We start from the raw sequence: 14525 nt of genomic DNA on the forward strand, positions 1-14525 counted from the left end.
ATCGATCAATCGTTTCCCCGCCACAAATCCACGATCCTCGCCCTACCCGAAGATCAGAGTACCGAGAAAGCGCGCTCACCGTGGGGAAGGACCGCCGCGCCACCCGATCTAGCGAGGATGACCGACCGGTTTGTCATCCCATCCGGCCGCCTCGACCATGTCGAACCAGGTGAGCGCCGGGGCGCTGCCGGGGTAGTACAGGCGATGCAAATGGCTCGCGAAATTCATCGGTGAGGATTTGGCGGGATTCGCGTGCACCTGCGCCGCGATGACCGCGGGCAGGGCGTAACCCACGTCGTGGCGGGGCCAGGCGGCATGGACGCGGGCGGCGAATTCGGGACTGAGACGATCCCGGAACGCGCCCATGATGTCGGTGGCGATGCCCTGCTGCGCGACCGCCGCCACCGGGCCGAAGCGATGCGCGATGCCGTCGCTGGTGTGCAGCGCGATCGCATCCCACACCTGTTTCACGCGAGCCGGATCCACCCCGCGGGCGGTGAGGAATTCCGCCGCCGCGTCCGCGCCGTCGACCTCGAAACGCTGGTCGGTATTGGCGTGTTCGGTCGCGCCCAGATCGTGCAGGAGGCAGGCGATGTAGACGAGTTCGTCGTCGTAGTCGGTATCGGCGCGCAGTCCCGAGGCCGCCGCGATCTCGCGGGCGAACAGGTAGCTGCGCACACAGTGGTTGTAGGTGAAATCCGGGGACACCGAGGCGGCCAGGGCGTCGGCGGCCACCGCCAATTCCGTTGTCGGCACGCCGAATTCGGCGCGCGCGGCGGTGTCGGCGGTCACGTGCGTGGTCATGGAAAGACTCCGTTTCGTAGGGAACGTGCCGATTCTGGCGAGCCCACCGCCGCTCGAGAAGTGGCCAGAATGCCGCGTATCGCTAAAATCTGGCCATGAGAGTTGTGGCCGTGCTCGCCCTCGACAATGTCGTCGCCTTCGACCTCGCCGTCCCGGGGCAGATCTTCGGCACCGCCAATGCCCTGGCACCGACGCCCGCCTACGAGATCCGCATCGTCGCCGCCGGACGGCGGGTGCGCACCGAATCACTGTTCGGCGCAATGGATTTGCACACCGACTGGGATCTGGAGGCGCTCGCCGACGCGCACACCATCGTCGTCCCCGGCCGTACCGCGTTCACCGACCCGGACCCGAGAGTCCTTCGGGCACTGCGGGAAGCACATGCCCGAGGGGCCCGCATCGCGTCGGTGTGCACCGGGGCCTTCACCCTCGCCGCCGCCGGACTGCTCGACGATCGCCGCGCCACCACACATTGGCGCTACGCTGCCGAACTCTCGAATCGCCACCCGCGCATCGACATCGACCCCGCCGTGCTCTATGTCGAGGACGGCCGGATCTGCACGTCGGCGGGCGTGGCCGCCGGACTCGACATGTGCCTGCACCTGGTCCGCCGCGACCTCGGTGCCGCCGTCGCCGCCGACACCGCCCGCTTCACCGTCATGCCGCCCCAACGCCGGGGCGGCCAAGCCCAATTCATCACCCACCCCGATCCCGACACGACCGACACCGTCCTCGACGACACCCTGCACTGGATGACCGCCAACCTGCACCGGCCCCTCACCCTCGCCGAGATCGCCGACCACGCCGCCCTCAGCATCCGAAGTCTCAACCGCCACTTCCGATCCCAGACCGGCACCACTCCCCTGCAGTGGCTGCTCCACGCCCGCATCCGCTACGCGCGCCAGCTCCTGGAGACCACCGACCATTCCATCGAAACCGTGGCCCGCCATGCCGGTTTCACCACCGCCACCGCCATGCGCCACCACTTCACCCGGCACACCGGCCTGGCTCCCCTGCCCTACCGGGCCAACTTCCGCGCGACCCACACCGCCGAGCCGCGGCGAATTCTCGCTAGCCCCACCAGAAAGCGGTCGCGATGATGCCGTAGAGGGTCACCAGGGCCGTGCCTTCGAGCCAGTTGGAGTCGCCGTCGAGGACCACCACGATGGTCACCACGACCGCGAGCAGCAGGGCGACCAGGAGCAGGGGCGGCAGCACCAGGGTGAAGGACGCGCCGACCAGCGGTGAGAGCAGGACCAGGGCGGGGGCGACCATCATGGCGATTTGGATGGGGCTCTGCAGGATTACCGAGAGGGCATGGTCGGACTGGTTGCGGTAGGCGAGTTGAATGCCGACCACGTTCTCGACCGCGTTACCGGCGATGGCGACAATGACCAGACCGGCGAAGGTCTGCGAGATGTGCAGCGAATCCATGGCCGGGGTCAGGGCCGCGACGAACCAGTCCGAGACGAGCGCCGCCGCGACACCGGTGATCGCGAGCATCGCGCCCGCCAGCCAGAGCGGCCAGCGCACCTCCGACTTTTCGGCGGGTTCCTCGGCGGGCTCGTGCTGTCGCTTCATCGAGGCGGGCAAAGACAATGCGAACAGCACCAACAGCAGAATCGACACCACGACCGACAAAGCGCGCTCATGCCCGGCCGCCGGAGTGTGCAGCAGGGCCGTGAGAGCCGGAACCACCAGCGCCGCGACCGACAGGGTCAACATCAACGAGAGCCTGCGGGCCGCCGCCGATTCGAAGTACTGGGTCCCGTTCTTCACGCCCCCGACCACGAACGCCAATCCGAGCACCAGCAGCACATTGGCCAGAATCGAGCCGACGATGGTCGCCGTGGCCACCTCGTACAGTCCGCTTTTCAGCGCGAACAGCACCACGAACAGCTCGGGCAGATTCCCCAGCGCGCTCTGCACCACCCCGGTCGCCCCGGCCCCCAATCGCTCCCCGACCTGCTCGACACTGCGTCCGACCAGACTGGCCAGCAATGCCAGCGCCGCACCCGAGGCGATGAACGGCACGACCGTCCCGCCGATCCGCGCGTAGTGGGTCACGCCCGCCGCGACCAGCACCGCGCCGGTCACCCCGATGAGCCGCCAATCCGATCCCGAGAACGCCATGCCCACGATCATCCCCAGCCAGCGTCCGCGACGGTCCACATCGGCGCGGCGACACGCTCAGTGCCAGCCCGGATCCGCCGGAAGGGTCGCCACGGCGAGGAGGGGAAGCGCGGCGAGGGCCAGGCAGGCGAGAGTGTGTGCCCACTTGTGTTCGAAGAGGATGCCGACGAATTCGCGCAGGATGGCGCTGGGCACGTAGTAGAACGCCGTCGGGGAGCCGACCACGGTCGCGGGCAATCCCAGCTTGCGGGCCAGGATTCCGGTGCGCAGGGCGTGGAAGTTACTGGTAACCAACACGACCGGGATCGGTGCACCGAGGCTGGCGAGCAAATCGCGGGAGTACAGCAGGTTTTCGCGGGTCGTGGTCGAACGGTCCTCGCGCAGTATCGCCTCGGCGGGCAGGCCCTCGGCGATCAGATAGTCGGCCATGGCATCCGCTTCGGCCACCGCCTCATCGGCACCCTTGCCGCCACTGGTGACCAGCAGGGGACGACGACCGAGGCTCAATGCCCCGCGATACACGTCGAGCGCCTTGTCCAATCGGCTCGCCAGCAGTGGGGGCACGCGCGCCCCGATCAGACCCGAACCGTGCACGACGATGGCGGCCGGGGTGCGCGGATAGGGCAGGCGCAGATAGACGAAGGAATACAGCAGGAAGGCCAGCAGCACGAAACCGATGTAGCCGATCATCAGGGTGATCGCGGCCAAGGTGGCAGCGAACCACAGGTTCTGGCTGTAGAGGGCCACGACAAACAGCACGTAGGGCGCAAGCAGCACCACGCCGAGGCCGAAGGACAGCAGGTTCGCGACCCGTAGCCCTTCCCGACGCACCATCAGCACCCCGTTCACTATGAGCAACCCCGCCAGGACCAGCACCAGCAGCGGTGAGAGGACGACGATCACCGCGGCCAGCAGCGACAGCGCGCTGCCGCTGTCGGTGTGAATCACTCCAATGACGGTGAACGCCAACGCGATCAGAAGTACCACGCCGTTGCCGAGTCGGCGCGGCTCCCGACGCACGCGCAGCGCGAAGATCCCCAATCCAAGAATGCCGAGTGCGAGAGCTACCACGTGGCAACAGTAACCGCGGGTCCCGGCCTTGTCCCGGTCATCGCAGGCGCGTCGTGGCTCTGTCGCAGTTCTGTCGCAGGGGCCCGAATCCCAGTCAATTCTCAGAATCCGGTGGTGCCATCGATCTGCAAGCAATTACCCAGCAAATGACAGCGCGGCTGTCGAGAGGAAACCGTGAACACGCGAAAGACCCTGCGAGGCAAACGAACCGCCCAGCTCGCCGCCGGAGTGACCGCCCTGGCGATCCTGCCCATGACCCTGGCCATCGCACCGGCCTCGGCCGCGCCCGGCGATACCCGTCCCGAGACGGTGACCTGCCTGACCGGCGGCTGCGAGACCAAGCGGCCCGGCGGCGAGACCGAGAAGGATCGCGAGGTGAGCAAGGCGCTCCGGGAGCTCGTCGAACTCGAGAAGCGTCAGGAGCAGGAGCGCAAGGAACGGGAGCGGAAGGAACTCCAGGAGCGCAAGGAGCGACAGGAACGCAAGGAACGCAAGGAACGCCAAGAGCGCCAGGACCGTCTGCATGGTTACGACCGATACGGCTTCGACCGCTGGGGCTATGACCGCGGTGGGTACGACCGCAACGGCTACAACCGTGCCGGGTTCGACCGTCAGGGCTTCGATCGCCAGGGCTTCGACCGCCACGGCTTCAACCGGCACGGCGTCGACCGCGCGGGCAACCCGCGCCCGATGCCCGCGCCCGCGCCGAAGAAGCCGCTGCCCGCACCCGTCGACGACTTCCTGCGCGGACTGCCCCAGCCCGTCGAGAACGTGGTGCGCCCGCCGGTCGAGGCGGCCTGGCAGATCCTGCCGCTCTGAGCGGCGCGCGCGTCCCTCGATCGTTTGCTATCAGATAGCCAGATGCGAAGATGACGACCGTGGCGAGCATTCTGCTGGTCGAGGACGATCCGGCGATCCGCGAAGGCCTCGGTATGGCCCTGCGACGGCAGGGCCATACCGTGCGGACCGCCGAGACCGGGGAGGAAGGCGTCGAACTGTCCCGATCCGGGGACACCGATCTGGTGGTGCTCGATGTCATGCTGCCCGGCATCGACGGCTTCGAGGTGTGCCGACGGCTGCGCGCCGAATCCGCGGTCGCCATCATCATGGTCACCGCCCGCGACGACGATATCGATATTGTCAGCGGTCTGGAGGCCGGAGCCGACGACTATGTCGTCAAGCCCGTGCTGCCCCGGGTGCTCGACGCTCGCATCAAGGCGGTGTTGCGCCGCCGCACCACCGAGCCGCCGCGCGTCGACCGCTTCGGCGCGCTGAGCATCGACCGGCAGGCCATGACCGTGACCAAGCACGACGAGCCGATCGCGTTGACCCCCACCGAAATGCGGCTGCTCCTGGAGCTCACCGCCGCGCCCGGCCAGGTCCTCAGCCGCCAGCAGCTGCTCGAAAAGGTTTGGGAGCACGACTATCTCGGCGATTCCCGGCTGGTCGACAATGGCATCCAACGACTGCGGGCCAAGGTCGAGGACGATTCCGCCGTCCCGCGCTACATCCAGACGGTGCGCGGCTTCGGCTACCGGTTCGGACCGGTATGAGGGCCCTGCCGACCGGCATGAGGGGCTGGCCGACCGGCCTGCGCACCCGCCTGCTGGTGGCGTTCGTTCTGGCTACCAGCGCCGGTGCCGCCCTGGCCTCCTGGGCCGGATTCGTCACGGCCCGTTCGGCACTCGTCGGTGACGCGCAGGGTCAGGCCATCGACGCGCTGCGGCAGCGGGTGACCGCCGTCGCGCCCTATGTCAGCTGCCCGCCCACCCAGCTCACCCTGGATCGGCTGCGGGAGGTGGTCGGGGACAACGCGTTGATCACCTACGGCAGCATGCAATCCGGCGCGGGTGACCATCTCGAACTCATCGATCCCGAGTTGCGGGCCGCGACCGCCGAGCGCAATCACATGGTTCTGCAACGGGTACATACTTCGGAGGGCGTGCCGAAATTGGCTCTGGGTATGCCGATTCTCATTACCGAGGTGAATGGCGCTCAGCGCCGGTCGGGTGTCGAGGTTTTCTCCGTGGTCGACCTGTCGGAGACCCAGGCCCGCATCGATGCCACCGGCCGCTCGGCGATCATGACCAGCGCCCTGGCACTTCCCGTCGCCGTGCTGGCGGCTCTGTTGGCCGCCCGCGGTGTGCTGCGGCCCGTGCGTGAATTGCGCGGTGCCGCACGGCGATTCGCCGACGGCGACCTGTCGGCCCGGGTGCGCCCGCGCGGTTACGACGAGCTCGCCGAGCTCGCCCGCACCGTGAACGAGATGGCCGCCGAACTCGAGCGCTCCATTGCCCGCCTGCGCCGCTCCGAGGCGGAGTCGCGCCGATTCGTCGCCGACGTCTCGCACGAATTGCGCACGCCGCTGTCGGCATTGAGCGCGGTCGTCGATGTGCTGGAGGAGGATTCCGAGCATCTCACCGCGGACCAGCGCACCTCGGCGCGCCTGATATCGGAGGCCACCCGCCGATTGACCGGTCTGGTGGCCGATCTCATCGAGGTGTCGCGCTTCGACGCCACCGCCGAACGGCTGCACCCGGAGCGGGCCGACATTCCCACGGCCCTGCACGCCACCCTGCGCGCCCGCGGCTGGACCGATCAGGTTTCCATCGACGCACCGGAATCCATTGCGGCCGAGGTCGATCCGCGACGGCTGGATGTGGTGGTGGCCAATCTCGTCGGCAATGCGCTGCGCCATGGCGCGCCCCCGGTGGTGATCGCGGTGCGCGGCACCGACTCCGAGGTCGTCATCACGGTCACCGATCACGGTCCCGGCCTGCCCGGCGAGGATCCGAACCGGGTCTTCGATCGCTTCTACAAGGGCGATCCCGCCCGATCCCGCTCGCAGGGCAGCGGTCTCGGGCTGGCCATCGCCCGCGAGCACACCCGGCTGCACGGCGGCGATCTGACCGCGGAGAACCTGCCGGGCGCGGGAGCCCGCTTCACGGCTCGCTTTCCGCGCTGGGCGGCGCAAAACCCCGGAGGACAACAATGATTCGACAGTGCTTGATGATTCGACAGTGCGCGGCGGCCGCTCCCCTGCTGGCGGTACTGCTGTGCGGGTGCACCATCTCCACCTCCGAGGTGCACGATGCCGGTGACGCCGCCACCGGCCTGTCCCCCGGGGTGACCCTCTACTACCTCGACGGCCAGGGTGCGCTGGTGCCTGAGTTCCGCGACGCGGGCAATCTCGGCTCCATGGCCGATGCCCTAGATCTGCTGCTGCGCACCGCGCCCGCCCCCGGACTGCACTCGCAACTGCCGCCCGACTCCGCTGCCCGGCGGCCCGCGGTCAGTGAGATCGGCACCGAGATCACCATCGAAATGCCCTATCCGGCAGCCGAACTCACCGCTCCCGCGGTGTCGCAGCTGGCCTGCACGGCCCTGGGGGTGCATCGCCAATCCGGCGGCAAACTCTCGACCGTGCGCATCGTGCCGAGCATCGGAGAAACGATCGGCCCCCGAGGCTGTCCACTGCTGCGCTGACATTCACCGGGTACGGTGCCGACTCTCCTTGCCGGAGAGCGCGGATCGTCGGCACACCCGTGCCCGCTAAACGTCAGCGGAATGGAATAACTGCTTGGGTCTGCGGAGCTCGTCGCCGGGGGTGGGATGGGAGGCGCGGTAGGACACGCGTCGGCTCAGGTTTCGTTCGGCGATCCGCTCCACCAGTAGTGGTATGAATTCCCGGACGCGGTGGTCCTCGAATTCACGGTGAATGCCACGGACTTCCTCTTCGACGACGCGTGCCGGAAGATGGGGAAACTTGTCGGCCAGCCGCGCGACGAGCTCGCTGATCTGGTGCTCCTCTTCGGATGCCGTCATGCCCTGATCTCGCCCTCCATGTGACTGTGTGACACCGGCACCCGACCCCTCAGCGGCTGCGCGGTGGAATGGACAACGGCCCGGGATCATGGTGACTCCCGGACCGTGCCACTCGAGTGTCGTGTCAACCGCCGAATATTTCTCCCCCGAATCCCTTTATGGCACAGCTCGTCACTCACTCGGCACGGCAAGTCGTCGACAGCGACAAATGCAATCGCCAAATGAAATTGCAACTGCAACAGCACCATTCATCAGAAGGGCGCGGGGACCTCGATCGTGAGTTCCGACGGGCTGGGATTCGTGCTGACCTGGACGGCGACATGACCCGAACCGGGCAGGGTGAAGAATGCGGCATGCCACCCGTAATGGCTGTCGTATTGGGTGGTTTGCGTGTCGGTCATGCTCGCCCCGGTGTCCAGATTGCGCATTGTCACGGTGGTGGTGACCTCGCAGTCGGCGGCATTGGACGGGGAGGTCGAGCCGGAAGGGGCGGGGCCGGAGTCCGGCGTGAAACCCACCGTCACCCGCGTCGAGCTGTCGATGAAATTCGCGAACTCGCGCGCCTGCTGCCCCTGGCTGGCCTGAATCTCGGCGGTGACCTTGCCCGAACAGCCCGGTGCCACGGTGACCTGGACCGGATCGAAGTACAACGGCCCGTCCGCGGCGGCGGGACCGGCCGACACGAACGCCGACAACGGCACCGCCGCTATCGCCGCGACCTTGTATACAGCTCGCATCACGTCACTCCGTTCTCATCCCCCTGAACTGGACAAACCTGACGAGGCTCGACGCTAGCACCCGATCTCGACCGTCCGCGCCCAGGCCGGTGGGCGTGCGCGTGTGTAGCCGGGATCGTCTTCGCTCCAGGTCGTGGTCCGGGAGAACAGGCCGACGACGGTCCGGCACGGCGGCCGGGTCGCGGGCCAGGGCGTGTGCCCGTCGGTGAGGGCCACGATGACGTCCGGGCGGGTGTGGGCGCGTAGGGCTTTGGCGAAACCGGTGCGCAAGTCGGTGCCGCCGCCACCCACGAGCGGAATGCCCTCGGCGGCGCACAGCGGGTGGGCGATGCGGGCGGCGGCATCGCAGGACAGGACGGTGACCAGGTCGCGGCGGCCGCCGACGGCACGCGCGATCGCGGCCACCTCGAGCAGGGCGCTGCCGAGTTCGGCATCGCTGACCGACCCCGAGGTATCGATGATCACGCTGACCCGGGGTGGGTTGCGGCGCAGGCTCGGCAGCACCACGCCGGGCAGACCGGCGGAGCGGCGGGCCGGGCGGCCGTAGGTGTAGTCCTCGCCCACTCCGGGCGCGGAGACGGCGGCGCGCAGGGCCGCGCCGAGGAGGTCGCGCCAGGGTTGGGGTGGGTGGAAGACCTGTTCGGCCCAGCGCCGCCAGCCTTCGGGGGCATTGCCGGGGCGGGCGTTGATGCCCTGCGCGACTCGGAACCGGACCGCGTCGCGCTGTTGTTCGGTGAGGCCGTCCGCGCCGTCGGGACCCAGTTCCCAGGGGCGGGCCTCACCGTCGGCACCGCTGCCGCAGTCCAGCCACGCCATCTCGGGCGGGTACGGCCCGAAGTGGAACTCGCGCAGGTACTCCTCCATGAGTTTGCCCGCGGGCAGGCCGAGCTCCGACGGCAGGATCGCGCCCTCGGGTCGGACCAGTCCGTCGCCGAAGATGTCGTCGTTGATCTCGAAGTCGGCGGCGATATTGCGGCGCAAGGCTTCTCCGGGACCGTGCGCGTCGTGTTCGCGGGCGAAGCGTTCGCCGCGGCCGTGGTGGTCGCGCAGCAGATGCGACACCTCGTGCACGAGCACCCCGGCCAGTTCCTCGACGGGCATGCGGTCCACGAAGGCGGGTGACACGTAACAGCGCCAGTATCGGTCCACGCTCATGGTCGGGGTGTGGGGCGACTCGACGAGGTGCAGTGCGAACAGCGCGGTCGCCAGGTAGGGCCGCACGCGTACCGCGTACAGCCTTGCGGCGCAGAGCTTCTCCAGATCCAGTGTCGCCGTGGTCATTGGTTCGCCCGGACGAGGTCGGCGGCGCGATCGGCGCGCTGCGAGATGGAGACGACTCCGGCGAGCTGTTCGATCGCGGCCGGGACGGCCCAATCGTCCTGTCGCAGCGTGGCCAGCGTGGTGGCCGGGACCACCACCAGGTCCGGCGCGCCGGTCTCGACGGCCCGCACCAGCAGCGCCCACGCCGCGTCCCAGCGGGATCGGCTCGGGCGCTTGCGAACCGCCGCCACCACGCCGTCGAGGACGGCCTGGCGCAGATCGCCGCGTTCGGGCAGGATCGCGGCGGCCGGATCGGCCAGCAGGGTTTCCGGGTCGGGCAGGTCCATGCGGTCCAAGCTGGTCAGCAGTTCGAAGCCGGGACCGTCGCCCACCGTGCCACGCACCAACAGCGACAGCACATCTCGCGAGGATCCGGCCGCGGTGGCGAAGGCGATGAGCCGCAACGCCATCTCCCAACTGCGCGGCGAGGCCCAGGCACCGCCCCGACGGGTCTCGGAGGTGGGCATCTGGTGGACGAGCTTGGGCCGGGCCGCCAGCAGGACGCAGACCGCTCGGCGCGCGTAATCCACGGCCTCCGTGAGCTTTTCCGGATCCAGCCGGGGCAGCGTGGCGCGCGGCCAGACACCGCCCAGACCGCGCACGACCACATCGTGGTCGTGAACCCACTGCAAATGCACGAACCGATTGGCCAGCGGCGGGCTCAACTCCCACCCGTCCGCCGCCGAGGACCGCGGATTGGCGGCGGCCACGATCCGCACGCCCGCAGGCAGTTTCAGCGCCCCGATCCGCCGCTCCAACACGAGCCGCAGCAGCGCGGCCTGCACCGCCGGAGGCGCGGTGGACAACTCATCGAGGAACAACAGGCCTTTCCCGGCTCGCACCAGCCGAACCGCCCAATCCGGTGGAGCCATCGGCACACCCTGCTCAGCAGGGTCGTCCCCGACAATCGGCAGCCCCGAAAAGTCCGACGGCTCATGCACACTCGCGATGACCGTGGTCAACGGTAGATCCAGCGTCTCGGCCAGCTGTGTGAGCGCCGCGGTCTTACCGATCCCCGGCTCACCCCAGAGCAATACCGGCAGATCGGCCGCCACGGCCAGGGTGAGCGCCTCGAGTTGATTGTCGGGCCGCGGTTCGGTGGTGGTCGCGCCGAGCAGCGTCAGCAGGTCGGCGGCGATATCGAGTTGGGAGGCATCGCTCCGATGGACATGGGTGTCGATAGGCATATGAATCACCTTGTGGGGTAGACGAATTGAATGGATCCGATGGGATCGGTAATGGCAGTGAGCGCACGTTTGCGCGCGATGTAGGTCAGCGGGTCGAGGCGTGGCGTGGGTGGGCGCGGCGGTCGGTGGGTCGCCGCCGGGCGGGGGCGTTGGGTCCGGACCCGGTCAGGCCAGCGCGGTAGAGCCCGTACGTGATTCGGCGTTGCGCGGACGCCTCCAGCTCGTCGCGGAGTGCGCCGTCGCGCAGTGCGGCCTCGGCACCGAGCAAGTTCGCGATGACGGCGACTGCGCCCGCGGTGTCGCCGTGGTCGAGGCGGTCGCGAATGCCTTGCAGGCAGTCCGGATTGCGGTGGGCCTGATCGATGACCCGCAGACAGGGCAGCGGATTTCCGGTCAGTGCGATCAGCAGGTGTTCGCGCGCCAGCTCGGCCGGGTCGTGGTCGAGCGCGGTCAGCACACCGTCGACCAGCCCAAGGCGGTGTCGCGCTCCCCCGCATTCGACCAGCAGCGGCTGCGCCGAACGGTCCGGGGCACAGCCGGATTCGCTCGGCCTGTAGTCCGGTACCAAAGCGGCGGCGACCAGTGGGTGCAGCCGGTCGGCCGATATGGCTCCGCTGCGCAGCAGTTCCAGATCCGGCGGGATCCAGGTGGCGGCGTCGGGAAGGATCGGCAATCTGGAGACCGCGCCTGCCGGATGCGCCGCCGGTCGCACCACGACATGACCAGCATCGGACCCGACCAGCTCCGCGACGACATGCCGTCGAGCTCCCAAGCGCAGCACGAATGTATCCCCTTGCGCCCCTTCCGCATCGAGCAGAATCCGCGCCTCGGCGGCCCATCGATCGATCGCGGCATGGCGCCCCTCGGGGATCATCCCCAGCAGGTCAGGGTCCACACGCGAGTTCTCTCCGGTGGAATCCCCTGCGCCGAAACGCATCCGAAGCTCATCGACTCTGCGCGCATCCCACAGGTGCCGGTGCAGATCCATCCGGAAGCGCCGATTGGGTCGAGGATGCGGGTGCCGCCCGGCCCCGGCATCGGAGGCGGCCCAGAGCCCCAGTTCGATCCGCTGCCCGGCCTCCGCCCATCTCGGCGCGGTACGAACCACCAAGTGCACTGCACCACACGGTGTTTCACACCCCAGCGGATCGTATCGAGCCAGCGCGATGGTCGACCCCGGACGCAACAGCCCGTCCGGCGCAACCCTCGGCATATGCCACCGCAGCAGATCCGGCGCCAAATGCCGCAGATCGCCCCGAACCCGATTGGCAAGTTCACGACCGTATTCCCGCGCCAGTGAACGTAAATCAATATCCACATCGAACCCGGCGGCCGCACAGGCCCCCGCCCAATCCCCAACCCGACGTCGAGCGGTAGCGGTATCGATCATGGAGGGCGGCACGGCAAACTCACGCACGCGCAGCCAGAAGGACTTTCGGGATCCGTCCCCATTCGCAAACTCGGTGAGCATCAGCACTCACCTGCGACGAACGGGACCCCCAATCTGCGATCAGAAGCAATCATCATCGTCTAGATCATAGAGCCCGCTCCGACTCCCGACCACCCCGGGTTGCCTCCGGCCTGACGAGCGGCACCCGCAGCCGACGGGTTTTCGCCCGCCCGCGTACCGGTGGGCGCGATCCGTAGCGCAGCAGTTCCATCAGCAAATCCTCGGCACGACGGCACTGGGACGTATCCACCCAGAGCCGCCAGACGGTTTCGGGGTCGCCCGCTTCGAGGGGTGTCACTCGGGCGGGGGCGACGTATCCGGCGACGCCGATGTCGGTCAGTGCGAACAGGACTCGGTAGAGGTGGTGTTCCTCGAGGTCGGCGAGGATTACCCAGGAGTGGGCGTGTAGGCCGTTGCTGAAGCCGTGGGGTGGGATCCAGTACGGGACGCGGCGGGTGCCGTAGCGCGAATCGGGGATTTCGGGGACTGCGGTCACGGCTCCACCTCCTCCAGCGGTGATATCGAGCCTAACCCTGGATCTGGGAGCCTAGGAATCCCAAGAGGATCTGGACGTCGTCGGCGTAGTCGACGTGCGCGTTGGAGGCGTAGAAGGTTGCCATGTCGACGCCCTGGCGGCCCAATTGCACCAAGCTGCTGATCGAGTCGGGGCCGCTGAGACTCAGCAGGGTCTGCGCGGCGCCGAGGAGGTCGCCGTGGATCGCACTGGCGAGCGGTCCGGCGACGGCGTTGGCCACATCGAGTCCGGCCGGGCCCAGGGCCGCCACCTGTGCGGCCGCGCCGAGTACGTCGTTGCGCGTGAGGGATTCGACCGCCTGCCACAGGATGTCCTGCATCTGCGCGACGTCACCGGCGATGCGGAGGATGTTTACGCGGGTCAGGGTGTCGGCGATGAGGCTGGCGGCGGCGGTCCAGCCGGTGGGGTCGATGGCGGCGGCCGCGCGGATCACCGCGCCGACGACGGTCAGGTCGACGCCCTCGGCGGCCTGCACGATCGGGGTCAGGGCGGCGTTCACCTCGGTCGCGATCCGATGCGCGCCGAGCAGGTCTCCGGTGGTGATCGCATCGGGCAGCTTGGTGAGTCCATTGAGGATCGTCGGCAGATTCGCCGCCGTCGCCGCCCAGCCGCTGCCCACCACAATGGCCTGGTCGAGAAGCATCTCCGGCTGAATGGCGGCGGGAATCAGATTCGCGATCGGGGTCGTGTCGCCGCTGAGGACGCGTCCGAGCGCCGCGAGGAACGGCGAGGTCCCGGCATCGAGCGAGCAATAGAGATCGCCCTGGACGCACAGCGTGCGGACCCGGTCGGTGAGCGCACCGAAGTTCCGACTCCGGGTTCCGGCGATGCCGTGGCCGGGCTGCGGATCCCCCAGCGCGAGCGAGGCATCCGGATCCCGATGCGGATCGGCGACCAATCCGACGCCCAACACCCGGTCCGCGGCGATCGGACCCGCGCCATTGCCGATCTCGGTCGCGAGGTCCCCGACGCCGTTCGCGCCCTGGCTGTATCCGGCCAGCAGGACCCGCGTCGAGTCGCACAGCTTCCCCAACATCGAGCGGAGTTCGTCCTCCAGACTGGTCAACGATTCGGCGTAGCTCAGGCCCTGATCGAAGGCGCTGGCCGCGTAGGGCGCGTACAGCACCGTGATGTCGCGGCCGAACTGCCGTTGCAGCCCATCCCCGATCGGTCGCAACATACCGACCGGCACCGTTGGATCGGCGTCCATGCGCGTCTCCCACGTCCCCGGCGCGAGAATTGCCGTGTACGGCGTGCACGTCGGCCTGCCGCCCACCTCACCCCGCGCGTCACCCACCACCACGGTCCCGAATGCGACCGCCGCCGCGGCCACCGTGGCCGCGCCGGACCTCACCAGCCTTCTCATCGCCCAATTCCTCTGTTGCCAAGCGAGTTTCGGGGACGGCGCTTCGCAGGCTCGATACCGCCGCCCCATCCCAGCCAATTCTCGGCATTCGGTCCCG

At 68.5% G+C, this 14525-nt stretch carries 15 protein-coding genes; 5 read left to right on the forward strand and 10 right to left on the reverse strand.

The genetic code is table 11. From position 1 onward, the window contains the following. Positions 1-108: 108 nt before the first annotated feature. Complete coding sequence (locus VMT40_RS27465; RefSeq protein WP_326361662.1) at positions 109-804, reverse strand: HD domain-containing protein; 696 nt, start codon at positions 802-804, stop codon at positions 109-111. A gap of 95 nt (positions 805-899) precedes the next feature. On the opposite strand from VMT40_RS27465, the gene VMT40_RS27470 reads away from it, so the two are divergent. Then, positions 900-1904: a GlxA family transcriptional regulator gene (locus tag VMT40_RS27470; RefSeq protein ID WP_326361663.1), complete on the forward strand. Its 1005-nt coding sequence runs from the start codon at positions 900-902 to the stop codon at positions 1902-1904. On the opposite strand, the gene cax is transcribed toward VMT40_RS27470, so the two are convergent. Both cax and VMT40_RS27480 read right to left on the reverse strand, forming a co-directional pair. Then, positions 1876-2937, reverse strand: coding sequence for a calcium/proton exchanger (gene cax, locus VMT40_RS27475; protein WP_326361664.1), 1062 nt, complete (start codon positions 2935-2937; stop codon positions 1876-1878). The genes VMT40_RS27470 and cax overlap by 29 nt on opposite strands. 57 nt (positions 2938-2994) lie before the next feature. Next, positions 2995-4008, reverse strand: a complete 1014-nt coding sequence (locus VMT40_RS27480; protein ID WP_326361665.1) for a YdcF family protein — start codon at positions 4006-4008, stop codon at positions 2995-2997. A gap of 174 nt (positions 4009-4182) precedes the next feature. Here VMT40_RS27480 and VMT40_RS27485 point away from each other — a divergent pair, with 174 nt between their 5' ends. From VMT40_RS27485 to VMT40_RS27500, 4 genes are read left to right on the forward strand one after another with little or no spacing between them, the layout of a single operon-like run. Beyond that, positions 4183-4827, forward strand: coding sequence for a hypothetical protein (locus tag VMT40_RS27485; protein WP_326361666.1), 645 nt, complete (start codon positions 4183-4185; stop codon positions 4825-4827). 50 nt (positions 4828-4877) lie between these two features. Then, positions 4878-5561 carry a response regulator transcription factor gene (locus tag VMT40_RS27490; RefSeq protein ID WP_326361667.1) on the forward strand — a complete coding sequence of 228 codons (684 nt, stop codon included), beginning with the start codon at positions 4878-4880 and terminating at the stop codon, positions 5559-5561. Next, positions 5558-7003, forward strand: a complete 1446-nt coding sequence (locus VMT40_RS27495) for a HAMP domain-containing sensor histidine kinase (protein WP_326361668.1) — start codon at positions 5558-5560, stop codon at positions 7001-7003. The genes VMT40_RS27490 and VMT40_RS27495 overlap by 4 nt, the downstream gene beginning before the upstream one ends. Before the next feature lie 11 nt (positions 7004-7014). Beyond that, the gene (locus tag VMT40_RS27500) at positions 7015-7494 is read left to right on the forward strand and encodes a hypothetical protein (protein ID WP_326361669.1); all 480 of its coding nucleotides are present in this window, start codon (positions 7015-7017) and stop codon (positions 7492-7494) included. 66 nt (positions 7495-7560) lie between these two features. Here the strand turns inward: VMT40_RS27500 and VMT40_RS27505 are convergent, their stop codons facing one another. From VMT40_RS27505 to VMT40_RS27535, 7 genes are all read right to left on the reverse strand, one after another. Further along, complete coding sequence (locus tag VMT40_RS27505; RefSeq protein ID WP_326361670.1) at positions 7561-7833, reverse strand: three-helix bundle dimerization domain-containing protein; 273 nt, start codon at positions 7831-7833, stop codon at positions 7561-7563. Between the two features lie 251 nt (positions 7834-8084). Next, positions 8085-8570 (reverse strand): hypothetical protein, encoded by a 486-nt coding sequence (locus VMT40_RS27510; protein WP_326361671.1) that lies wholly within the window; start codon positions 8568-8570, stop codon positions 8085-8087. 54 nt (positions 8571-8624) lie between these two features. Beyond that, positions 8625-9851, reverse strand: coding sequence for a vWA domain-containing protein (locus tag VMT40_RS27515; RefSeq protein WP_326361672.1), 1227 nt, complete (start codon positions 9849-9851; stop codon positions 8625-8627). Continuing rightward, positions 9848-11077, reverse strand: coding sequence for an AAA family ATPase (locus tag VMT40_RS27520; protein ID WP_326361673.1), 1230 nt, complete (start codon positions 11075-11077; stop codon positions 9848-9850). The genes VMT40_RS27515 and VMT40_RS27520 overlap by 4 nt, the downstream gene beginning before the upstream one ends. Before the next feature lie 85 nt (positions 11078-11162). Continuing rightward, entirely contained in the window at positions 11163-12185 is a 1023-nt protein-coding gene (locus VMT40_RS27525) for a hypothetical protein (RefSeq protein WP_326361674.1), read from the reverse strand. A gap of 427 nt (positions 12186-12612) precedes the next feature. Then, on the reverse strand, positions 12613-13023 hold the full coding sequence (locus VMT40_RS27530; RefSeq protein ID WP_326361675.1) for a hypothetical protein: 411 nt from the start codon (positions 13021-13023) through the stop codon (positions 12613-12615). A gap of 31 nt (positions 13024-13054) precedes the next feature. Beyond that, the gene (locus VMT40_RS27535) at positions 13055-14428 is read right to left on the reverse strand and encodes a cutinase family protein (RefSeq protein ID WP_326361676.1); all 1374 of its coding nucleotides are present in this window, start codon (positions 14426-14428) and stop codon (positions 13055-13057) included. Positions 14429-14525 lie beyond the last annotated feature (97 nt).

The sequence above is a fragment of the Nocardia sp. CDC160 genome (assembly GCF_035818795.1).
Classification (GTDB): domain Bacteria; phylum Actinomycetota; class Actinomycetes; order Mycobacteriales; family Mycobacteriaceae; genus Nocardia.